At 39.2% G+C, this 22,579-nt stretch carries 29 protein-coding genes, 2 pseudogenes and 1 riboswitch; of the genes and pseudogenes, 1 reads left to right on the top strand and 30 read right to left on the bottom strand.

All coding sequences use genetic code 11. The annotated features are described in order from the left end of the window. Window positions 1-37: 37 nt before the first annotated feature. The 23 genes and pseudogenes from E3K36_03770 to E3K36_03660 form a co-directional block, all read right to left on the bottom strand. Window positions 38-217, bottom strand: coding sequence for a DUF1328 domain-containing protein (locus tag E3K36_03770; protein ID MCF6154370.1), 180 nt, complete (start codon window positions 215-217; stop codon window positions 38-40). A gap of 74 nt (window positions 218-291) precedes the next feature. Then, window positions 292-447: a DUF3309 domain-containing protein gene (locus tag E3K36_03765; protein ID MCF6154369.1), complete on the bottom strand. Its 156-nt coding sequence runs from the start codon at window positions 445-447 to the stop codon at window positions 292-294. Between the two features lie 570 nt (window positions 448-1,017). Next, on the bottom strand, window positions 1,018-1,224 hold the full coding sequence (locus tag E3K36_03760; protein MCF6154368.1) for a dodecin domain-containing protein: 207 nt from the start codon (window positions 1,222-1,224) through the stop codon (window positions 1,018-1,020). A gap of 342 nt (window positions 1,225-1,566) precedes the next feature. Next, window positions 1,567-1,761 carry a hypothetical protein gene (locus E3K36_03755; protein ID MCF6154367.1) on the bottom strand — a complete coding sequence of 65 codons (195 nt, stop codon included), beginning with the start codon at window positions 1,759-1,761 and terminating at the stop codon, window positions 1,567-1,569. 98 nt (window positions 1,762-1,859) lie between these two features. Continuing rightward, the gene (locus E3K36_03750; protein ID MCF6154366.1) at window positions 1,860-2,021 is read right to left on the bottom strand and encodes a rubredoxin; all 162 of its coding nucleotides are present in this window, start codon (window positions 2,019-2,021) and stop codon (window positions 1,860-1,862) included. A gap of 74 nt (window positions 2,022-2,095) precedes the next feature. Further along, entirely contained in the window at window positions 2,096-2,605 is a 510-nt protein-coding gene (locus E3K36_03745) for a hypothetical protein (protein ID MCF6154365.1), read from the bottom strand. A 38-nt stretch (window positions 2,606-2,643) separates the two neighbouring features. Further along, entirely contained in the window at window positions 2,644-2,826 is a 183-nt protein-coding gene (locus E3K36_03740; GenBank protein MCF6154364.1) for a DUF1328 domain-containing protein, read from the bottom strand. Window positions 2,827-2,899: 73 nt separating this feature from the next. Beyond that, window positions 2,900-3,055, bottom strand: a complete 156-nt coding sequence (locus E3K36_03735; GenBank protein MCF6154363.1) for a DUF3309 domain-containing protein — start codon at window positions 3,053-3,055, stop codon at window positions 2,900-2,902. 717 nt (window positions 3,056-3,772) lie between these two features. Continuing rightward, window positions 3,773-4,069: pseudogene (locus E3K36_03730) on the bottom strand (BON domain-containing protein). Between the two features lie 245 nt (window positions 4,070-4,314). Beyond that, entirely contained in the window at window positions 4,315-5,457 is a 1,143-nt protein-coding gene (locus tag E3K36_03725; GenBank protein MCF6154362.1) for a mechanosensitive ion channel family protein, read from the bottom strand. A gap of 134 nt (window positions 5,458-5,591) precedes the next feature. Then, complete coding sequence (locus E3K36_03720; GenBank protein ID MCF6154361.1) at window positions 5,592-5,867, bottom strand: YHS domain-containing protein; 276 nt, start codon at window positions 5,865-5,867, stop codon at window positions 5,592-5,594. 186 nt (window positions 5,868-6,053) lie between these two features. Beyond that, complete coding sequence (locus E3K36_03715) at window positions 6,054-6,344, bottom strand: coiled coil domain-containing protein (protein ID MCF6154360.1); 291 nt, start codon at window positions 6,342-6,344, stop codon at window positions 6,054-6,056. Window positions 6,345-6,416: 72 nt separating this feature from the next. Then, window positions 6,417-6,524: riboswitch (cyclic di-GMP riboswitch) on the bottom strand. A gap of 153 nt (window positions 6,525-6,677) precedes the next feature. Beyond that, window positions 6,678-6,932 (bottom strand): hypothetical protein, encoded by a 255-nt coding sequence (locus E3K36_03710; GenBank protein ID MCF6154359.1) that lies wholly within the window; start codon window positions 6,930-6,932, stop codon window positions 6,678-6,680. A gap of 124 nt (window positions 6,933-7,056) precedes the next feature. Further along, window positions 7,057-7,932, bottom strand: coding sequence for a sugar ABC transporter permease (locus tag E3K36_03705; protein MCF6154358.1), 876 nt, complete (start codon window positions 7,930-7,932; stop codon window positions 7,057-7,059). Continuing rightward, the gene (locus tag E3K36_03700; protein MCF6154357.1) at window positions 7,913-9,172 is read right to left on the bottom strand and encodes an ABC transporter substrate-binding protein; all 1,260 of its coding nucleotides are present in this window, start codon (window positions 9,170-9,172) and stop codon (window positions 7,913-7,915) included. The genes E3K36_03705 and E3K36_03700 overlap by 20 nt, the downstream gene beginning before the upstream one ends. 304 nt (window positions 9,173-9,476) lie before the next feature. Further along, window positions 9,477-10,634: an ABC transporter ATP-binding protein gene (locus E3K36_03695; GenBank protein MCF6154356.1), complete on the bottom strand. Its 1,158-nt coding sequence runs from the start codon at window positions 10,632-10,634 to the stop codon at window positions 9,477-9,479. Next, window positions 10,631-11,446, bottom strand: a complete 816-nt coding sequence (locus E3K36_03690; protein MCF6154355.1) for a carbohydrate ABC transporter permease — start codon at window positions 11,444-11,446, stop codon at window positions 10,631-10,633. The genes E3K36_03695 and E3K36_03690 overlap by 4 nt, the downstream gene beginning before the upstream one ends. 253 nt (window positions 11,447-11,699) lie before the next feature. Beyond that, on the bottom strand, window positions 11,700-11,891 hold the full coding sequence (locus tag E3K36_03685; protein ID MCF6154354.1) for a hypothetical protein: 192 nt from the start codon (window positions 11,889-11,891) through the stop codon (window positions 11,700-11,702). Next, window positions 11,876-12,055 (bottom strand): hypothetical protein, encoded by a 180-nt coding sequence (locus tag E3K36_03680; GenBank protein ID MCF6154353.1) that lies wholly within the window; start codon window positions 12,053-12,055, stop codon window positions 11,876-11,878. Before E3K36_03680 ends, E3K36_03685 begins: the two co-directional genes overlap by 16 nt. 59 nt (window positions 12,056-12,114) lie before the next feature. Continuing rightward, the gene (locus E3K36_03675) at window positions 12,115-12,345 is read right to left on the bottom strand and encodes a hypothetical protein (protein MCF6154352.1); all 231 of its coding nucleotides are present in this window, start codon (window positions 12,343-12,345) and stop codon (window positions 12,115-12,117) included. A gap of 47 nt (window positions 12,346-12,392) precedes the next feature. After that, window positions 12,393-12,731 (bottom strand): hypothetical protein, encoded by a 339-nt coding sequence (locus E3K36_03670; GenBank protein MCF6154351.1) that lies wholly within the window; start codon window positions 12,729-12,731, stop codon window positions 12,393-12,395. A 522-nt stretch (window positions 12,732-13,253) separates the two neighbouring features. Then, window positions 13,254-13,577, bottom strand: a complete 324-nt coding sequence (locus E3K36_03665; protein MCF6154350.1) for a hypothetical protein — start codon at window positions 13,575-13,577, stop codon at window positions 13,254-13,256. 342 nt (window positions 13,578-13,919) lie between these two features. Next, window positions 13,920-14,855: a M28 family peptidase gene (locus E3K36_03660; protein ID MCF6154349.1), complete on the bottom strand. Its 936-nt coding sequence runs from the start codon at window positions 14,853-14,855 to the stop codon at window positions 13,920-13,922. 271 nt (window positions 14,856-15,126) lie between these two features. Between E3K36_03660 and E3K36_03655 the strand changes: the two are divergent. Then, window positions 15,127-15,624 (top strand): annotated as a pseudogene (locus E3K36_03655) (radical SAM protein). A gap of 340 nt (window positions 15,625-15,964) precedes the next feature. Here the strand turns inward: E3K36_03655 and E3K36_03650 are convergent. The 7 genes from E3K36_03650 to E3K36_03620 all read right to left on the bottom strand — a co-directional run bounded on the left by E3K36_03650 (window position 15,965) and on the right by E3K36_03620 (window position 22,570). Further along, complete coding sequence (locus E3K36_03650; GenBank protein MCF6154348.1) at window positions 15,965-16,510, bottom strand: hypothetical protein; 546 nt, start codon at window positions 16,508-16,510, stop codon at window positions 15,965-15,967. Window positions 16,511-16,827: 317 nt separating this feature from the next. After that, window positions 16,828-17,406 carry a hypothetical protein gene (locus E3K36_03645; GenBank protein ID MCF6154347.1) on the bottom strand — a complete coding sequence of 193 codons (579 nt, stop codon included), beginning with the start codon at window positions 17,404-17,406 and terminating at the stop codon, window positions 16,828-16,830. A 33-nt stretch (window positions 17,407-17,439) separates the two neighbouring features. Next, complete coding sequence (locus tag E3K36_03640) at window positions 17,440-18,162, bottom strand: serine/threonine-protein phosphatase (protein ID MCF6154346.1); 723 nt, start codon at window positions 18,160-18,162, stop codon at window positions 17,440-17,442. A gap of 88 nt (window positions 18,163-18,250) precedes the next feature. Continuing rightward, window positions 18,251-19,021 carry an exodeoxyribonuclease III gene (xth, locus tag E3K36_03635; protein ID MCF6154345.1) on the bottom strand — a complete coding sequence of 257 codons (771 nt, stop codon included), beginning with the start codon at window positions 19,019-19,021 and terminating at the stop codon, window positions 18,251-18,253. Window positions 19,022-19,169: 148 nt separating this feature from the next. Beyond that, window positions 19,170-20,345, bottom strand: coding sequence for an FprA family A-type flavoprotein (locus E3K36_03630; GenBank protein MCF6154344.1), 1,176 nt, complete (start codon window positions 20,343-20,345; stop codon window positions 19,170-19,172). A gap of 462 nt (window positions 20,346-20,807) precedes the next feature. Continuing rightward, entirely contained in the window at window positions 20,808-22,349 is a 1,542-nt protein-coding gene (locus E3K36_03625; protein MCF6154343.1) for a hypothetical protein, read from the bottom strand. Next, entirely contained in the window at window positions 22,346-22,570 is a 225-nt protein-coding gene (locus tag E3K36_03620; protein ID MCF6154342.1) for a hypothetical protein, read from the bottom strand. Before E3K36_03620 ends, E3K36_03625 begins: the two co-directional genes overlap by 4 nt. Window positions 22,571-22,579 lie beyond the last annotated feature (9 nt).

Here is a 22,579-nt window from a genome sequence, read left to right as displayed (position 1 = left end):
CTGGTAGCTTCATGGTTTAAAACTTTTTATAAAACTGTTAGAGCGGAGGTGGCGGCCTAAGTCCTAAAAGCCCGAAAACCAAAAAAATGACAAAAAGAACCACAAAAATAAAGAATAGGAACTTTGAAATAGTTGCCGCCGCTACAGCTATACCAGTAAATCCAAACAAAGCTGCAACGATTGAAATAATAAAGAAAACTAGAGCCCAGTAAAGCATGATATGACCTCCTTAATGATTGAAGGAAAAAAGGTAATACATCTGATTGCATTTGTATCGATAGGGTTCATCTTTTAAATAAAACCGAACAAAAGCAGTATGATTATGATCAGAAGAATAAATCCTAATGAACTGCTCGGATAATAACCCCAGGTTCCACTATAAGGCCACGTGGGTAGTGCCCCGATGAGTGCCAAAATGAGTAAAATTAATAATAGTGTTCTTAACATTTGCTTCTCCCTTCTGAATAATCTCAGATGAATCCATGAAAAATAACAAAAAAACGAATTTTTCTTTCCCCATTTTTCAGAAAGTAAGTCAAGAGAACCTTATTCTGAACAACCACTCATTTTAAAAAAAATTGAATGCAATATCTTTATTGACAAAAACAATGCCTTCCCGTGAGAAATAAAATAATATTTCTTAATTATAATTATGATTAAGAGTTACGTTAACATGATGAGAATCATTTAAATTTCATAATATTGATACATTTTATAAATTTTTAGATAGAATATCTATTTATTTAGATTCTCCATATACGGTAACCATAAGGAAGGATGTAAGAGAAAGGGGGGATTATTGTTACACGAGATGAAGGGAGCGGCAATAATAACACACCACAATTTCTTCGTAGAAAAATAAGTTGTATTAAGGTTGACCCATTTCTTTTCAGGTTATCGATCGTTCGGAATGAAATGAAAAAATAATACTTTTCAGTAATTATAGGTGATATTTAAAAAAGTGGTTCCAAATCAACCTCGGGGCATAACGTAACGTTCCTGTTTCTTGAAAAGCCCTCAGACTTTCTCGACCACAAAGGAAATTTTGGCGTTAATTCGGTAATTTACAATCTGGTTATTCTCAACAGTAGCCTGAAACTCTTTGATATAGATTGATTGAATGTTTCGAACTGACTTCGAGGCTTCCTTCAGCGCCTCCTGGGCAGCGTCCTCCCACCCTTTCTCCGACTGCGCTAAAACTTCGATTACTTTAACAATAGCCATGATTTAGTCTCCTTTCATGCTCCTTAATTTTTTGATAATGCTTCAAAACGATTTTGCCTTCCACACACCGGCTTCTAGTTTCTGATGGGTTGCCGCGGCGTTACCGGGATGCATGTCTGATCGATGACCGATTTCAGTTGCTCCCATGAGAATCAATCCCATCTGAACATTAACGTATTACCGGTTTCACCTATGTAGGTTGGGTAGAGCATAAGCGAAACCCAACATCAACCATTAGATGGGTTTATGGAAATCTGTGGTTCTTTCCTTAGCCCAACCTACATAAACTTAGCCGCGCAGGCGCGAAGTCGTCAGCTTCAATCTGCGCACCTCGCCAGGCTATTATTTCCCGGCGTCTTTTGCCTCGTCCTGGATTTTCTCGCCAGCTTTTTCGATCTGCTTCCCGGCTTCTTCTGCCGCCTTATCGACTTCCTTACCGGCGCGCTCCACCGGACCTTCTTTTTTCTTGCAGCCAATTAGCCCCGCAATCAGAATGCTCATTGCTAATGCTACCATGACACTCTTACCAAATTTCATAATTTATATCTCCTTTTGGCAACTGTTTTACGTTGGTTACTGTAATACTATAAAGCAAAATGCTTATCTTCATAAGATCAAATAAATTGTTTAAATTGTTAACCGAGCTTATCAAACAGGTCTTTATTTGCACCACAGGATGGACATACCCAACTTTCGGGCAAACTCTCAAAAGATGTCCCTGGCTTAACGCCGTTATCCGGATCACCCTTTTCCGGATCATAGATATAATCGCACATCCGACACTTCCATTTTGACATATTTCCCTCCCCAAAAATTTCAATAATAGACCGTTAATTTTAACTCACAATCAAAACATTTCTTTTTTGCTTTATTATGAGTTATGTTTTCTTCGCGCCTCTTGGGCTTTACGAATGTTTTCTGCTCGTGCACGTTTTTGAGCAGGAGTCGGTTTTTCAGTTTCAGGAACGTTTCTTCTGGGATGTCCCTGAAAAATGTCTCCCTTTACCTGTTTCGCAGGGCCTATTTTATCCAAGATTCCTTGCGTTTCAGAGGTATCGGCTACTAGTTCTCCGTTCTCAATATGCGCGTCCTCTTTGCTGATGAGCCATGCCTGATCAGCCCATGATCCACTTGATCTTTTGCCGGCAAGCCTTTGTGTATGTCCTGGTTGCCCAACATCGTGGTACCTAAAGGTTACAAATTCTTCCTTTGGACGAACTACGATACGATAATATTTCCCTTTTCCTTTTGTCCCAGGTTTCGCCCTTGCTCTTCCCTCAGGTTGGGCTCTTGCATGCTCCCTTGGTGACATTGCTTGCCATGCTGCCTGTGCTTTTTTAATATTTTTTCTGGCAGCTTCTTTTTGCTTTTTAACAACCATGCGTTTTCGCTCCTTTCAAAAAACGGGCATAAAATTTGTTAAACCGGTGGAGGTGGAGTCCGAAGCCCTAAAAGTCCGAAAACCAAAAAAATAAGAAAAACAACAATAAAAATAAAGAAAAGGAACTTGGAAATAGTTGCCGCTGCCACAGATATACCAGTAAATCCAAACAAAGCAGCAACGATTGAAATAATAAAAAAAACTATAGCCCAGTAAAGCATGATATGACATCCTTAATGATTGAAGGAAAAAGATAATACATCTGATTGCATTTGTATTGATAGCGTTCATCTTTTAAATAAAACCGAACAAAAGCAGTATGATTATGATCAGCAGAATAAATCCTAATGAACTGCTCGGATAATAACCCCAGGTTGCACTATAAGGCCACGTGGGTAATGCCCCGAGGAGCGCCAAAATAAGTATAATTAGTAGTAGTGTTCTTAACATTTGCTTCTCCTTTCTGAATAACCTCAGATAAATTCAAGAAAAAAGATACCAAAAAAAAATGAATTTACTTTCCCATTTTTTCTGAAAGTAAGTTGGGACAACCTTATTCTGAACAACCGCTCATTTAAAAAAACAATTGAATACAATCTACAAATTGACAAAAACAATGCCTTCTTGAGAGAAATAAAATAATATTTCTTAATTATAATTGTACTTGAGAGTTACGTTACATGATGAGAATCATGTAAATTTCAGAAAGTTGATACGTTTATAAATTTTTAGACAGAATATCTATTTTATTAGATTCCCAGTACAGTAGGAAGAATTTGTGGGTCTGGGTTTGTTATTGTACCTTTGATAAGGAAATCGTTGAAATCCGCTAAGGCAAGTCCCTTAAGTTTTGCACTGTTACAAAGGCATTTCAATCATGGATGTTTTCAAAAAACTAAACTATTACCAAAACTCTTATTTTATGGAAATTTTTGCAGCGATGTTATTCTTGACTGATTTAACACCTTTGACACCAGCCGCAATCTCACCTGCCTTACGTACCTGTTCGGGGGTGTCCACAAATCCGCTCAGCTGTACCTCTCCTTTATAGACCTCCACCTTGACATCCGATGCACTGATCGTTTTATCTGCGACAAGGGCAGCCCTTATTTTTGCGCTGATAACCGAATCATCGATTTCCTCCCTGGGACTCTCTTGTTTCGCAACTTTTACGATAATGTTGTTCTGGACAGATTTCACGCCTTTAACGCCAGCAGCAATCTCAACTGCCTTTTGAGCTAGTTCTGCAGTATCCACAGTGCCGCTTAGCTGAACTATTCCCTTAAAGGTCTCCACCTTGATGTCCAAAGTACTAATAGTAGGTTCAGCGGCGAAAGCATCCTTTACTTTTAAAGTAATAAAAGCATCATCATCTTGGGCCCAGGTGCTTGTATAACTGATCATTACAACAACCAATATAAGAGTAAGTACGCTTTTCATTAAGTTTTTCATGACTTCTAACATCCTCCCAAAAATGTTTCTTGATTATTTTGATTATTGCCAAATGAGCAGATTAGAGACAAGAGTAACTATATGATTTTATGACCTTCTCCTCCTTTCCGGGTGTGTAGATAAGATAACGTAAACGATTGTTAGGTTTTGTAAACTATAGTAACGCTAAAAGAAAGTTGTCATTACGAGGGCAGCTAGCCCGAAGCAATCGCAAAAAGGGGGGGGATGGGATTGCTTCGCTGTTGCTTGCAATGACTTTATATGTCAGCCTTCTTGCATAATGATTTTTCTCTTATTAGCTCTTTGTCTTTTCCCGTATCAATCACAACATTTCCACTCATTGATACAGTCTGAGTAGGATGGGCCATTTTGATTTCACGTGATTCGAACTCTTCATAAATACGAAAATTAATTTCCTGCTGGATGTCCATATATTTATTATAATCAGGTCCAATAACGTAATATACAACTTCAAAAATCAAACTAAAGTCACCGTATGATTGAAAATGTACACGATCAAAAATTGTATCATTAATACTTTCAATAATTTGTTTTACAATAACAGGTATTTCTTTTAGTTTCTGTAGAGGTGTTTGATAGGTTACGCCAATTTTAAAAAGGACACGTCTTTTCCCCATTTTTTTATAATTATGAATACGGGCATTTGTAAGATTTGAATTGGGGAAAACTATTTGTTCGCCTCCCAGGCTTGAAATTCTCGTGGTCTTTATACCGACATTTTCTACAACCCCCATTTTGTCATCAACGATAATAAAATCACCAATCTTAAAGGGGCGATCAAAAAATATTATAAAATAACTAAAAAAATCGCTTAACACACTTTGTGCTGCAAATGCCACTGCGACACCGCCTATTCCAAGCCCTGCAATAACCGCTGAGATTTTAAAGCCAAGATTGTCCAGAAGAAAGACTAAACCAAATCCCCAAATGATGATATTTACAATAGTTGATATTGCTGCCAAATTTGTTATGCGCTCTTCAACACCAACCTTTTTTGACCAGTAGTAGCTTATGATATGATTAATAATTATGGTAATAAATCGAAGAATACAAAAAGTAATGATTACAACAATAGCAGAATCAATGATTTTTGTTACCGATGGATCGAGCTTTAAATAAGTTAACCCAAAATAAAAAGCAGAAAAATAGAACAGGGGGATAATGAATTTTTCAATGGTCGAAATGATAAAGTTGCTCGTGACAATTTTGGTGCTTTCAGCCCATACCTTAAACCGCTTCAAAATTACAATTTTAAATATTCTGACAAGGATTAACGACGAAACGAAAATACCGATACTTATAAGATAATCTAATATGGTGTTGTCAAAGTATTTTTGGTTCAGAATAAGTTGTATTTGGTTCAAAATGGGTTGTATCATGTATTCTTTCAGGCTTTCAAGAGAAGATACGAAAACAAGTTCTGCATGACAGGCATGGGTGAGTGTGCAGATGGAAGAGAAAGGGGGTGCACGAAATAAAAGTGCACCCCTTCAATGTTAGTAATTTTTCTGTTCTATTTCTCCTTTTCTTTAAGATACTTTGAAGGGTCTTTTTTAAATGATTCTTCACACATCTTGGAACAGAAATAATAAGTTTTACCGTCATGTTCCAGTTTAACCGCTTTTTCTTTATTCACCTCCATACCACACACCGGGTCTTTGTCGACATCCTTCTTCTCAGTTTCCTTTCCGGCTGCGATAACAGAGCCTACCAACACAGTGTTTACCACACAGACACCAAATATCAATGTACTCACAACAACAAAACTATAACCAAACTTTTTTAACATTTTATTGCCTCCATACATTAAGAAGTTTAACCCGAACTACCGAGAACACTCTCAGTAAAGCTACTATACATAGCGACATAAGTTTACAACTGTCTGTCATTCCGGGCTTGACCCGGAATCCGGTGTTTTTCTGGATTCCCGCTTTCGCGGGAATGACATATTCGTATCTGATTAACGTATCATGAATCATTTGAACTTCGATAACGCTTCATTGAAGGCAGTCTTAAGTTCAGCTATAGCTTTTTCTGTCCCAGACTTTACATCCTCCCATGCATCTTCAGCGGCTGTCTCCAGATCATGCAACCTCGTCTGCATCTCTTTATATTTGCCCTGTAATGAATCAATCGTTTTTTTATATTCAATCTTAGCGTCCGCTTCTGCCTTTTCATATTTGGCCTTTAAAATATCTATCTTTGCGTCCCATTCTTTTAGCTGTGCCGTCAGTTTTTCTATGTACACTTTTCTCTTGTCCATAATCTACCCCTCCTGCTAAAAATTTGTCTTAACTTTCTAAAAATAAAAAAGCCTTACTGCAAAGATATGAACATCTTCGGCAGTAAGGCTATCTTCAATGGCAGAGACGCATTGGCAATGCGTCTCTGCAAAAGACCCTTTACTTTGCGCCCCCTGATTGCTCAGGATTTGCCATTTTCGTGATGTTTAATTTATTTTATGTTATTAAGTTCTTTACATTTGTAGATGTAATAAAATATTTTAACCTTTTAAAAGCTTATCTCGCCTCGCTACTATAAACAAAATATAAATTTAATGTCAATCAAAAAAACACACGTATTAATTTATAATTCTAATTCATCTAACTTTTTGCATATCATATAATTTCTTAAGTTCGGAGATAGTAGTTGATTGTTCGGGATTTTTATCCACTTCATATTCTTTGGGCTTTTCTCTCACCTCTAACTTCTTAGCTCTTTTGTCCAACTCTTTCCATTGTTCGTCAGAAAGCCCTGTTCCTATTTTAGATACTGTCTTGTATTTCCTTCCTTCTCGAATACCGACCAAAAAAGCCCTGCCGCTCTGCAAGGGAGGGACGAATAGGAGTTTCAGGCTCTGCCATAACTTTTGCGAGGCCTTTTAATCCCTTTTCTTTAACCCTCAAGGCTATTTTTCCGATATCTGCTGTTACGTTGTATGCCTGCTCGAGTTCTTTCCTTATTTTATTTTCCGGGAATCAGGTGCTTTTTTGTTCTTCAGTAAAAGACTTTTTCGTATAAAAATAGCTAAATCCTGCAACCAGAAGCAAGATGATTACAGAGGTTGCAGCACCCTGACCAAAATCTCCCTTATAAAAAAAGAGTTTGTAGGCATAAACAGATAAGGTTTCTGTTGAACCTCCTGGTCCGCCGCCCGTGAGTACATAAACAAGGTCAAAAATTCTTAAGGCGTCTATAGCCCGGAATAAAATAGCTACTCCTAATACTGGTAAGATCAAAGGCAGTGTTATAAAACGGAATCGCTGCCAGCTGTTTGCACCGTCAATAATTGATGACTGATATATTTCCATCGGTATCGCAGACAGTCCGGCTAATATAATGATAGCTACAAAGGGGGTCGTCTTCCAAACATCAGCAATAACGAGAGAAAAGAAGGCCAGAAAAGGTTCTCCAAGCCAATTGGTTCTTTTTATTGCAAGAAGCTCGAGAAAATAGTTAATAATTCCTAAATTGTAGTCAAACATCCATTGCCATATCCTGGCCGTTACTACTGTCGGGATTATCCACGGAATAAATATAAGGACTCTTAAAAAGTTATTTTTTGGTGATAATCGATTCATCACAATTCCCAAAAACAAGCCCATGACGGCTTCAAGAAATGTTGAAACGAAAGTATATGAGAGTGTAGTGGAAAGTGAATACCAAAAACGAGTATCGGTCAGAATTGCTTGATAATTATTCAGTCCCGAAAATCTTTCCTGGGGTAAAATTAATTTTGCATTTTTGAAAGAAATGAAAAGGGTATCTACAAATGGTATAAAACTAAAGGCCAGCAGTAATGCAATACCTGGCAATAAAAACAGAAAAGGAGGTTTAGTTCCGGGCAAATTCATTTTGAATATAGTTTAGTCTTTTTTGAATATTTTGTAATGCTTTCTGACTGCTTGTTTGATTCGACAATACCTTATTAATATGTTTTTGCAGAACATCGCTTACCCATTGATAATAAGGAACGTTGGGGCGTATTTGGACATTTTTAAGAGCTCTTTCTACTACGGGGAGAAAAGGCAATTTTTGAAGTACCTCCGGGTCTTTATACAAATGAGTTTTCGTTGGTGCCCAGGACAGATTCATAGCTAATTCCTTTTGTGATTCATTGGAAGTCAGGAACTCAATGAGTTGCCATGCCTTTTCTTTTTTCTTTGAGTGCGCATTGATCGCAAGGTGCCATCCCCCATAGACAGATGAGTTGCTAACGAATTTTGGCAACTGCGACACCCCTACTTTATCTCTCAGGAAAGGGTCTTTCTGGCACAAATCCCAAACATACATCCAGTTTCTCAAAAAAAGACTTCTCCCTTGTTGAAATAAATGTCTTGAGGATTCTTCCATAAGTTCACTGTGGGTATTTGGCGGTGATATGCGATACTTCCAGATCAAGTCGTGCATAAAATCCAAAATCCTTTTGTTTTTTACAGAATTCACAATCACATTGCCGTTAACATCGATTATCCCTCCGTTGTTGCTTCCTATGAATTCAATAAAATTACACACCAGCCCTTCGTATTGTTTTCCCTGCCAGAGATAGCCGTAAATATGCTCAGATCGAGAGATTTTCTTACTGGTATTTATAAGTTCTTTCCACGTGGCCGGTGGTTTTTTATGGTATTTTTCTAATAAATCTTTTCTGTAGTATAAGAGTCCAATATTAGCATCCCAGGGAAGGGCATAAAGATTACTCTGTATGACGTTTATTTTCTCAATTATGGGAATAAAAGATGCCTGATATTCAGCAGTTACGTATTTTCCAAGGGACTCTAACCATCCGGCAGATGCGAATTCGGCAATCCAAATCGTATCAATTCTTACCACATCAATATCGGGAGATTTTGCCCCTAAAGTAGTTAAGTAATAATGGTGTTGTTGGTCTGTAGGTGCAGGCAGGATATTTAATTTTACTTTTACCGAAGGATTTTTCTTTTCAAATTTGTGTAAGAGGTTCTTTACTGTCTTAATTTCATGAGTACCGGCGCCAATACTGAAAACGACATCGTCTTTGTTTTTCGTCCCCGAAAAACTGTAAGCAATCCATAACCCGATTACAATATAAAAGAGTATGAAGATTATGTTCATGCTAAGGAATTCCAAAGTTTTATCATAGCATACCAGACAACCCCCTGAATCCCCATTTTCTAAGGGGGACTTGAAGAAATCCCCCTGAAGAAAGGGGAGCAAAGGGGTTGTTTAACCGTCATTTGTCGTGTCTCTAAAAGTCGCTGCCACAGGTAGCCCAATTTAATTGTATAGGAATTTCAAACAAAAATTTCCTCCCCCTCACTGAGGGGGATAAACAACTGTCCCCTGCTGGCGGGTGTGAAGGGGACCTGGCATTGCGAAAATAAATATTTTAATTTGGTGAAGGCCTCATTTAACCAGGTTATAGACCATTTGCATCTCCCGGCGTTCCTGATATCTCGGACCGGCAGGAGAAAGATGTATTTCTGCCAATATTCCCTGCATCATCTATCCTTGCCCCCGTTATCGGATCAAACCAATGAATATCATCTGGAGAGAATCTCAAGCTTACCCGTTCACCTGTTTTTATTCCATTTAAAAAACTTTTTACGTACCAGATGATGTTTGAGGCAATTTTGACATGGCTTATTGATTCATGACCAAGATATTCTTCATGCTCGACTGTACCAGGTATGGTAAAAGATGAACTTGTTCCTTTCACTGACAAGGGTTTTCCAGTCGTTAGGGTTAATTTTTCCGGCCGTACACCCAGAATAAGATTCTGTTTCGCCGGTATATGAGCAGGAAATTCAATGATACTATCCCCCAGGATAAAGGAGTGAGTATTGCGGATGTTTACTGGCGCCGTGTTCATGGGTGGGGTTCCGACAAAACACGCAACAAAGGTATTCTGGGGATTCTCGTATATCTCATCAGGAGTACCAATCTGTTGTAACATGCCTTTGTCCATGATGGCTATGCGATCTCCCAGGGTAAGCGCTTCGGTCTGATCATGGGTAACATAGAGGGTCGTAACATTCCGTTGTCTTTGAAGTTTCTTTAGCTCTCCGCGTGCCGAAAGCCGAAGACGTGCATCGAGGTTACTCAGGGGCTCATCCATGAGAAAGACTTGTGGATTGCGGACAAGGGCCCTTGCCAGTGCCACCCGCTGTCTCTCTCCACCCGAAAGCTCTTTTGGGTACTTTTGTAACAAGCCGGTTAACCCTAACATTTCAGCCGTTTTAAGAACCTTCTGGTGTACATCCCTTTCTTTTCTGATTCTTAGTGGGAAAGCGATATTATCGTACCCCTTCATGTGAGGATATAAGGCATAATTCTGGAAGACCAGGGCAATATCTCTTTTTCCGGGAGGGACATCGTTAACGACACGCTCATGAAAGAAAATGCATCCGGATGTAGGTGTTTCTAAACCTGCGAGCATGTTTAACGTGGTGGATTTCCCGCTTCCGCTGGGACCCAGGACAACAAGAAATTCCCCGCTGTTTATATCCATAGTTAAGTTTCTCACGACGGAATGGTGATTGTATGCCTTTGAAAGGTTTTCCAGTCTTATTTTCATCCTTTTACCGCACCCGATGTTAATCCCTGTACTACATATTTTTGGAAGAACATCAAAAAGATGAGAAGTGGGAGTGTCACAACGACGGAAGCCGAGGCGATATCTCCCCATGGGATCTCAAACGTTCCCTGGAATAAAGCAACACCAACCGATGCTAATCTTGACGACTCATCCAGGGTAAAGGTTAAAGCAAAGAGGAATTCATTCCAGCAAAAGATGAAGATAAGAACCGCAGATGAAATAATGCCGGGCAATGACATGGGTGCGATTATGTACCGAAAGGTTTGAAAATGAGTACAGCCGTCTATAAGGGCTGCACAATCCATCTCTCCTGGTATTTTATCAAGATACTTTACCATGAGAAAAAACGAGAGAGGAAAATTTTGAGCACAATAGGTAAAGATGAGAGAAACGGGAAGATTGATCCACCCCAGGACATAAAATAGTTTATAAAGCGCGGCTACAAGACTTATTGAGGGGAGAGCAAATAAGATTATTATCATAAATAAAATGACTGTCTTCCCTCTGAAGGAGAAACGAGATATGCCATATGCTGCAAGAAGTGACAGAGGTATTGTGGTAAATACGGTTGCTAATGAAACCATAAAAGTATTGAACAGGTAGTAAGGAAAGTGGCTCCCCAAAAAAACATTTTTGTATGAAACAATACTGTAATTTTTCGGGAATATAGGTGGCAATTGCATAATCTGGGCAGGTGGTTTCAGGGACGTCAAAAGGATCCAAAGAAAAGGGCCTATACTCCAGAATAGTATAAAGATTATAAACAGATAAAAGGCGAGTTTTTTGATCATTATTTTCTCGAATGAAAAATTGAATAACAAAAAACAAGCCCAAATCTCAACGAAAAGATGATATGGTATGGCAGGAGACAATAATTTTTCTGATAAAATGCCCGTACTATACCATAAATGAAATAACACATGAAAAGTCCTTCAAGGATAGTAACAGAATTGATACATTGGGAAGGTAGTGATCCTCTTTTATGAAAAAAAAATGATTGCCTTCTCACTGTCTTTCTTTGCCTTCAGTGTATAATAAATCTCTTTAAATATCCATTGTTATTCCTCTAACTGATGTAAGTATCCCTATGACTATCAGGCTTCTTTCCCTTTCGGAAGATTCTTTATTCTTAAACGCAGAAAGGCAACTCATGTGAATTGCCTTTCTGCTGTCTTCCGGGATCAAATATGCAGATACCTTTCCTTGCGGTATTATTGGCTTTATTTTGAATGGCATTCGCATTTGCAATTTTTTTCCGGTACAGATGGAAAATGTCCGCATTTATCGCACTTCTTTTCCTCAGCGGCTATCGCAGAGCCAAGCAACGTGGTATTAACGACACCAACAGCAAACATCAATACACTTGCAACAACAAGACTATAACCAAACTTCTTTAACATTTTATCCCCTCCTCACATAAAGAAATTTATCCCGGACTACCAAGAACACTCTCGATAAGTTACCGGGATTGATAAAGAATTTCTTTATCGTTATCATTTCCAGAAGAAACACAAACCGAACTATTCATGCCAGATATTTTTAATATGGGACATTTTTCATGATTTTCTGTTTTACAAAATGTCCTGATTTCTTCCACATTAGGATACAAGGTCAGCGACAATTCTCTATAAGCATTACATATTTTTCCGTTTATTTTAAATTTCTTGCAAAAACGATCTTTATCTTTCATCTTTTCTCCTTTTTTCACACGATTCTGTCTCAGTTGTTATTATTTCCTCAAAGATGAATCACATACTCCCTGATAATCCCCTGTATGTCATTTCTATCCGCTTTTCCCTTGAATGAAGCATGAAACGACTTGATCTCTTTGAGCTGTTTCTTGTTAATCCCATAGATTTTTTGAAAATTGGTGGTCTCGTGTTTTGTTAACCAATTTTTTGAAACCAAAAAATCAATGGCATACTGAACCGCATCTTTTTGCACAGCATAACCTTTGGGAAACCACCATCCGAGTATACCTTCCAGGGTATCTTTTGCGTTCCGATGTCTGATAAGGTAATCAAGAAGGGCCATTAGCACCTCCTGATTACTACAGTTTAAGATTTTTTTCTCCATAACGGACACTTCTTCCTTTCTGTCTCAACATCAAACACTGAAAGAAAGTTGTCTTTGCGAGGACGCTCGCCCGAAGCAATCTCGGTGGCAGGATTACTTCCCGGTCACCCGCAATGACTATTTTATCTGTCATCTTTTTTAAGATATTTTTTCTAATAACGTTGTTCAATTTCGCAACAGAAATGCCAAAAGTATTTCTTTTTTATCCTTCATTTTTCCGGGTATTTTGCCATTTGTTAATAATAGATGCGGGTTTTTGACCACATATACTTTTTTTATTATGTTTTTCTATCGCAATAAAAGTCAAAGAGATACAACCAAAATCAATATGCGGCATGAAAATGCGGCGTGGCTACCGCATTTGACAGAAAGGAAGAACTGATTTATACACCTGGTGTGAATTAACAGTAATAGGTCGCATACAATTTACGAATCTTACTATACTACGGGTGGTTTTATATGTATAAAGCGGACATAAAGCAGGTAAATCTAAAAATTTCGTAAGGTGAGGATAGGGAAAAATTACCCGTTTTTTGTCCGGAAGGCATGTGCGTCAAGGTTATATTTTTGAAGAAGCCTCTGAAAAGTCCGCCGGTCTTTTCCTGCGGCTTTTGCGGCGTGTGTGATGTTCCCTTTGTGGGTAATAAGGAGATTTGTTAGATAGGATCGTTCGAACTGACTAATGGCCTGTATTTTAACCTTTTGTAAAGAATGATCTGCCACCAGAAGTTCGGATGCCGTAATGAATGGGCTGAAAGCCTTCTTCTCCTCTCGTAACGAACAGACTTCCAATAATTCCTGCCGCATGGCGAAAGAATGTCGATATCCTCTTCGTGTAATAGACATCCCTGCATTTAAGCGCGGTCTAGGGTCTTAAATGTTAATATTTTCATTATCTTGTTAATTTGATCTTTCCAGCAAGAAGGATCAACATTTATTTTTTGAGATGCGACCCTTCCCCTTTCTTAATCTGGTAGGACAAACGTCCCGCTTGTCAAAAGGCGGTTATTTTCCAGCCAAAAGTTCGAATATTTTCGGATGGAAATGATACGTGTTAATTAAGCTGTGAATATATATTACCTTAAAAATGCATTTTAATCTTCTCATACTCTTTTCTGTAATTTCTCCCTTAGCCAGACGCCTCTGTAAATTTTTAAAGGCAATTCTAAGGCACTTATGTCTTTGCTTTCAGAAGTTATACCAACTAGAAAATAATCTTTTAGACAAATTATCAAGATTCAGAATAACACTGACTACGGCCTTCGTTACATTTACCATAAAGGTAAAATCAAGTTTTTCATAGTTATCGTATGGGGTATGATAGTAAGGGTTTCTGAACATGGCTGTGTCCGTCAACATAAAGGCCGGGTATCCGTGATTCCAAAAGGAGGCATGGTCGCTCCACCGTGTTTGAGGGATAATATAACCTGATAACAGCACCTTATATGATATAACATTAAGTTCAGGGACATATTCATTTGTTATACGGCGGAAGGCATTCATAAGAGACTTAGACCGGTAATTTGCAATAACACCGAGAAAATCACCGGTTTTAGATACTGGAATTCTTACCAACGGAGGGATACCCTGACTTCCCGGTACTTTATTTGTATATCCAACACACTCCAGGATGAGGACTGCCCCGTATTTCCTTTTCCATCTTTTTGCCTCTTTTACAAAATAGTTGCTCCCGACCCGAAATCTGAAGGTCTGTGGTTGGGGTTCTTCAAGGGTAAAGGCGACACATTGGATGGTCGTGTTGAGCTTCTGCCTGCACAGAATCCCCGCTGCTTCAAGGGGCACAGCTACACCGCTAGCATTGTCATCAGCACCCGGGCTTTTCCATGCGGCATCGTAATGGGCACCCAAAAGGATACATTCCTTTCCAACATCACTTCCTCCCATGGTAGCGATGATATTTCGGTATCTCCTTCCATAGAATGGCACATCCTGGTTTTCCACCTTGAGGGTAAAGGAGCGAAAGGTTTCTTCTATAAATTTAGCCCTTTCCTCTAAGGCGTCATAATTCAACCATGCATGACGCAATCCTTCCATGTCACGGACATACCCTTGGATACGGTCTTTACTCACTTCTGAAAGCACTTTGTGAATATTGGATGACAAACGGCCAGACCTCCTCAATCAAAAATTAAAAATAGCGCCAAATAACAAACAAATTCCACTTTCCCAAATCTCAATTACTGGTCTTGATTATATTGATTCTTCGCTGATAAATACCAACAACTGGTAAAGCTGAGATAGTCGTTGGGTAATTGAAATTTTGAATTTGTTTGCGGTTTTTGTTATTTGGAATTTATTGTATCCCATTTCAACAGCATTCATCAGGGAATTGAGATGTTTTTCTGCCACGAACGGTAACGGCATCATGAAACTTATTAGTTCAGTAACAGACCCTTATCAACCCATCGGGACAAAATACAGACTTACGAGGCAGTGCCTTGAAGCCCTTTTACAACACCAGTTCTCCGTGGATATACTCACGAAATCCCCTCTTGTTCTGAGGGATATTGATCTGATTAAGAAATTTCAAGATATAGAAGTTGGCCTTACCATCACAACTGATAATGAAGAGATAAAAAAAGCCTTTGAGCCACATGCCCCACCCATTCATACAAGGATAAATGCCCTGAAAATACTCCATCAAAATGGAATAAAGACCTATGCCTTTATAGGTCCCGTGCTGCCTATGAACCCTGAGGCACTTTCAAGGGAAATAAGACCTCATGTTGACAGTGTTATTATTGACAGGATGAACTACGTCTCAAAGACACTCAGAATATACAAACGAGTGAATCTGAGCAAATGGCTTGATAATGACTTTATAAACGATATTATCAGGAGATTGATGGCCGAATTCGTGGAATACCTGTAAAGTATCCGATATATTTAAATTAACCACAAACGCCTGATGGTCACCTCATCCAGTGTGGTAGTTACACAACATTAAGTGAAATTCTGTAGAATTTTATAACCACCCCTTCCCCTCCTTCGCAAGGCAACGTCATTGAATTAAGATACTGTATCGCCCTGAGCTATATTCTATCAGCCCTTTGGGCTTTACTCGAAGAAAAGCTCTCTCCCTTAATTCACTGACATTGCCTTCGCAAGGTGGGGACTTCGTCGTGAGCTCAGTCGGACGAAAAGGTGAGGTTTTCCATAGCATATTGAATAACTACAGTGTGGACTTGGAATTGTTGGTATCCCCGAACTTATTACTTCGTTTTCATCCGTTCTATTATCATCTTCACTCTTGCAGGAAAAAAATCCCTTTCTTTGCAGAGAAATTCATATAACACATCCTCATCTATTGTTCCATCTTCTACCTTGTAATCTTCTGTAGTTGTAGGACGGTAAAATATTTCTCTTACATCTTCATAATTCTTGCTGACCCTGGATTTTATATCCGGGGGCAGCTGTTCAATACGTCCATACTCCTGTATGAGCCGTAAGGCAGTCTTGGGCCCAATTCCCTTTATACCATGATTAAAATCTGTGCCTATGAGTATGGCTACATCAATAAGTTGCTCTAAAGAAATTTGATAATGAGAAAGTATTTCGTGTGTTTCTATAATTTCCGGTCTAACTGGCCGAAATCTCCCTTTGCTGGGGAGAAATTCTTTACCCGAAATGGTAACGAACCTCAAAAGACGTGGGGTACCGAAAAGAAGTGAATCATAATCCCTATGATAGGGGTAAGCTTTACGCCCATGATAAATTACCCATAGACCAGGCAGCAAAAGTGCGTTGGAATAACCCAAGACTTCAGTCCTGACTCAGACCTGAAGGTCTGAGTTACCGTATCGTGGATAATTTCTGTTTTTTTAACTGCTTTTATAAATCTTTTCCATTGTCTGTATGGTATCAATCTCAGGAGACATCTTGTCATCTCTCACCCTTAATATCAGGGAAGAGGCGAACCTTCCGCATCTACGAAAGGCGGAAAAATGAAGTGTTGCATACCTGCGTTCATGGTTCGACAAGCGTTCATCTGAACTCACCCCGAAAACTCATCACAAATGGTAAACAGGTTACCATACTTCATTTAACGAAACAATTCCAAGATTAAAATCAGAAATCACCGTCCGCGCTGCCGCGGCACTTGATGGAGACGCAAAAGACTACTACGCCACCAATAATATCTCTCAAAGGAATACGTACTATAAGGATGAGGCTTCCTTACCGTCGGCCAAAGGTAGAGTTCCTTAATCTGTATCACCGGATAGGTATATTCCATTTTCCCCAAAGGTAATATCCTCTTACCCTGGATCTTCCCAGCAACGGTAATTGGCTGTCCCTTTATAGAGAGATTACTATCCTGATGACGGTCGTCAAATGCCAGAAACCTTCCCTCCGATTTTTCGATATCTTTTGGTTTTCCACGGAAGTCTGAAGGACTTTGCAATACCTCAAGTAAGGTTCCCCCTTCAGTTTTTTTTGCCCCAACAATAAAACCACTCAGGATAATTAATTCTCCTTTATAACGATCGGGGATCTCCAGCACCTCTCTGAACGTAACTCCTGGTTTCACTTGCTTTCTGATTTGCTCAGATATGACCGGAGCACAGCCAGCTATCAGTAATAGGATGGTAATCGATACTCGTTTCAAGTTTATTGGTAATATCTTATTTTGCAAATAATTCAAAACGTGGATCATTTTTAGGGAGCATCAGGGTCAAGATTTTCAATTTTATTCATATTCTATCAGTATCACAGAAATATTATCTACCCCTCCTTTATTATTTGCCTCATGTATCAAATTATCAACCGCTGCAGTAAGGTCATCCCGGTACTTTTGAATAATCGATCCTATTTCTTTATCTGAAAGCATATCGGTGAGACCATCCGAACAAAGGAGAAGAATATCGCTTGGTTTAAGTTTTACATGCTCTAATCCCGGTTCTAACGTTTTCTGACCGCCAACGGCCTGAGTAAGTACGCGCATCTTTTGCAAGGGAAGATACCCCCCTACCACAACACTCTTTTTCACAACATACATTTCAGCGGTATGATCCCTGGTAATCAGCTTTATTCCTTCTCTGAGAAGATATGCCCTGCTATCACCAACATGGCATATGCACGCAATATCCCTGATGATTAACATCTGTATGAGGGTTGTCCCCATGCCCATGAGATTGATGTCTGTCGTTGACCTTTCCTTTACAGTATTGTTCGCCTTCGACAGAGATTCCATTAGGAGCTTTGAAATATCCTCTTCACTCCTGGCGTTGCCTAAGTTTTCTTTGAGCCAGGTATAACATTCTTTTACCGCCAATTCACTTGCCACTTCACCTGCCTGATGTCCTCCCATTCCGTCAGCAAGGAGGAAAATATTCATCGGTCCATCAACCAGGATACTATCCTCGTTGTGCATCCTCTTTCTACCAATATCTGTCTTGTATGCCACTTTCATATTAAGAGCGGGTTCTTTCACATTTTAAAACAGGTAATACGCCCGATGGCATGGTTTTCACAAATCTTCAGGTAAAATAACCAAACCATTAAATCTGAAATTCAGCCGCAATAAATGTATGATCCGACGGTTTTTTTAAAAGTCTCGGGGTGATATCAATCCATGCTTTTATTGATTTCTTTGCCAGAGGCCGGGTTGCCCAGATTTGATCAATCCGCCAGCCCTTTTTTCTTGCTATGGCGTTTTTTACCCGATAATCCCAAAAGGTATATTGTTCGGGACCATGCTGATGCAGCCGGAAAACGTCAACGAGCCCCCATTCTTTAAATCTCTGGAGGGCCGCATGTTCATCGGGATGGAAGCATATGCTTCCCTGCAGGTGATCCGGATCATAAACATCTATGGGCTCAGGGGCAACATTAAAATCCCCCATCCACAGCAACTCCTTGTCTGAACGGAAGTTTTTGGTAAAGTAATCATACAATCTCTGAAACCAATCCAGCTTATACCGGAATTGCTTCAGAAGCGGATGGACACCCTGAGGAATATAGGTATTGATTATCTGGATTTTATTTACGGTGGCTGTAATCAGGCGGGTTCCTTCGGATTCTTCTTCGTCAAAACCTACCCGGACATCTTTCAGAGGGGCTTTGCTTATTATAGCTACTCCGTTGTATGACTTCTCGCCACGGAAAACGGCATGGTAATTGATCTCTTCAAAAGCAGTTTGTGGAAATTCATCATCCGGCACTTTTGTCTCCTGAAGGCAAAGAATATCAGGCGATTCTTTCCGTATCCAGTCAAGGACTATGTTTAATCTGGCTCTCAGCGAATTGACATTAAAGCTGGCAACTTTCATAGTATCTTCCAAAGATAATTTTGACATTTTTAGCAAAAATATGAATAAAATTAACCCTGTCAGGGTTTTAAACCCTGACAGGGTTGACTCACGAATTTCGTACTTCGGATTTTATCTTTTCCGACTTGTTCGAGTTAGGTAAAAGTTTTCATAAATATTTTGCTATCTCTTTTTTCAGTCTGTCAGAGATTTCCTGGAGTATTATTTCATCAGGAATATACTGAATCTTTATGGTTTCCATCATCTCAAAACCACATTCTTTCAATATATTCTCTACATGGCTAGCCGCCTGTCCTCCCCAGCCATAAGAGCCAAAAGCAAGTCCAATCCTGTTTTTTGGGGATAACCCTTTTAAATATGTTAAAAGCCCTGACACGGTAGGAAGCATATTGCTATTTAAGGTAGGAGAACCCACACAAATAAATCTTGCAGTCAATACATCGGCAATGATATCAGAAATATGATTTTTTCTGAGATTAAGCATTTTTATGGAAACCCCATGTGATTCAAATGCCTCTTGTATCGTATGGGCAATCTTCTCTGTGGATCCCCACATGGTATCATAGATTATCAGCCCTTTTTTCTCCGTCTGATTGGCAGCCCATTTCCTGTATTCACCTACAATAGCATTTACATACGAACGCCAGACAACTCCGTGACCTGGGGCAATCATGTCAATAGGAAGAGGAGAAATCAAATCCATAGCCTTTTGAACCATGCTGGAATACGGTAAAACAATATTGGCATAATATTTTTTTGCTTCTTCAACAACGATACCATGGGGATATTCATCATCAAACCTTTCAGCAGAAGCAATATGCTGTCCAAAGGCATCATTGGAAAAAAAAATATTATCTTCCACCAGGTAGCTCACCATATTGTCCGGCCAGTGAACCATGGGAGTAAGAATAAATTTTATATTTTTATTACCAAGCGAAATTGTCTCATCCGACTTAACAACCCTAAAATTCCAATCCCTGTTTTTGTAATGTGCTATTAACCCTTTCTGCCCGTTCGGGGATGTTATAATTGTAGCATTTTCCGCCGTTTCCATGAGCTGCGGCAGGCTGCCCGAATGGTCCATCTCCACATGGTTCGAGATAATATAGTGAATATTGGAAGGGTCAGTAAGATGTGATATCCGCTTTATCATTTTCTCATAAAGGTAAGGTCTTACATTATCAACTAATGTAATTTTTTCATCAAGTATCAGGTAGGCATTGTACGTTGAACCCCGTTGAGTCAAATAGCCATGAAAATTCCTCAAATCCCAGTCAATTTCTCCGACCCAATAAATATTTTCTTTCAGTTTTATCGGCTTCATGAATCTTTCTCCTGTTACAGTAAAATTTATCCTATTTTTGGATTGTGGCTATCAGAAAACACCAAACCTTTATCAAATTTTCTGAAAAAACATGGTTTATATCATTCATTATATATGTACTACACAGATTTCCAAACGAATAATCTCCGCACATTGAATTAGATGATGTCGGGAAGTCTCTCTTTGAATAAATACAGCAAAGTAGTATAGTATATAAATTATGATGAGCGTTGTGAGTATGACAATGAATTTTTTAGAAAGGAGTTAATAATATATGCAAAACATACATGAACGGAAGCAAAGATGATACTTCTTATTGGTGAGGCAGGTTCAGGATACGATTTCTTTGAAAAATGTGCAGAAAAAATCGTAATGCGCAACGAGGCGGGTAAAGAGACATCACAAGCCCCTTCAAAGAATTCTTTCCGTAGGATCTCCTGTACCTGAAAATGAAGGAATTATTTATTTCAAACGAAAAATCTTAAACCCGGAATGGCTGATATCATTGTCAGGAATTGTTAAAGGGAAATACCATTGCTTCGAAAAATGATCGAGATAATCCTTATCATTATCATAAAAAACAAACAGTGCCGATTTTGGCATCGGGCCTCTGTAGCTAAATCTGCTATAGAGTTGCTGCTTTTCCGGAGTACTTCCCAGGCCACCTTGCTCTAATGGCCAGAGCAGCTTTATCCGATGCCTCTGCTCTTCTGGCATTAAATAATAGAATGTAAATACATTGATATTTGAAATAAATACAGACTCGGCATCCGTCTGAGTCAGCTTTTCCACTATTTGGCGATGGTCATAATAATCCCAGGCATTGTCATATTTACCTCCGACATAGACAGATGGGCTGATAACACCATTCGAACGGCTGTTCGGTATATAATAATTTACTACAAGCAGCATCAAATTTACTAAAATCATGATGCCACCAACAATACGCCACTTCCATGCATAAAGGTCCGTCATCCATACCCCGAGCAAAATCGGAAAGAACCATACAGGAATCAGCCACAGACGTGAACCCATTGAACCGAATGGTGTGATTCGCCAGATTCCAATAAAGTTAAAAACAAGAAAAACCCATATCCCCCAAAATAGTTTCTTTTCCTTTTTACCATCCTTTAAAAAACAAAACGTAACCAAAATAACTATGACAATTCCCAGGATTCCCCAGGCAAATGAAATAACACTTTTACCTGAAAAACGGGCATAGAGCCCATCACCCGATAAAGTATACAAAAGATTTAAAAGTGAAGTTTTCAGCGAAGCCGGAGGGATTGCCGGTCTTTTTTGAAATAAAACATTTCCAAAAACCAATGCTGAAATAAATCGAGGTATCAGGCCAATCAGAAAACCGAGCGAGCAGAAGCTTCCATTGATTAAAAACTGCCGAAGACCAGGCCACATGAATATTGCATAACAAATAACAAGCGCTATGGCACTGGGCAGAAATATTACATGGTTCCACACACCAAGCGACAAAAGAAAACCGGTAAGTATCCAGCCTATTTTATTGATGTATGGTTTTTGACTTCGGCAAAGTCTAACGTATACCCAGATCGTCCCGAAGAAAAGAAAGGGATTAAGGACAAACACCTCGCCGCATAGTCGCGAAAGCATAACAACCGGTGGAAATGTTACAAGGAAGCTGGCTATCCAGAACGCACGAATAGCAGAAAATTGCCGTACGATGTCATAAATCGCAATAATTGTTATGAGTGTGAAAACCGGACCTAAACACCGCAAACTCAAAATTGAATTCCCTAAAATCTTTATAACGATGGCAAGCAAATATGCATGAATTGGAGAGGTATAATAGTTAAAAATGCCATACAACGGCCTTGCGCCATCAAGAATCATTTCTGCAAAGAGGCCAAATACTGCTTCATCCCGGTGCAGTCCGACAATATCCTCTAATCTCCAAAACAAAATAATAGTGCCCGTAAACAGCCAGACCGGAAACCACACTCTCTTCTTTATTTCGTTCACCATCATTGGCAGTTTCCTTCTAATGCCCTGGCTTTCTTTTGCAATACCGGATTGAAAATTATTTCCTGGTCTATACTACGCGGTGAAACAGGAATACCTCCGCGGTGGGAAAGGATGTAGTGAATGGTAACGTTTTCCTTCCCGGAGGCAGTAAACTCCGGAATGTAGCGGCTAAAAGGGTTCATGGGATGAATCAGACTGTGCTCGTCCAATAAGTGGATGAGCATGACGGTGGC

Source organism: Candidatus Brocadia sp., from assembly GCA_021646415.1.
Taxonomy (GTDB): domain Bacteria; phylum Planctomycetota; class Brocadiia; order Brocadiales; family Brocadiaceae; genus Brocadia.
The sequence above is the reverse complement of the archived record's forward strand: the minus strand, read 5'-3'. Positions and strand labels throughout refer to the sequence as shown.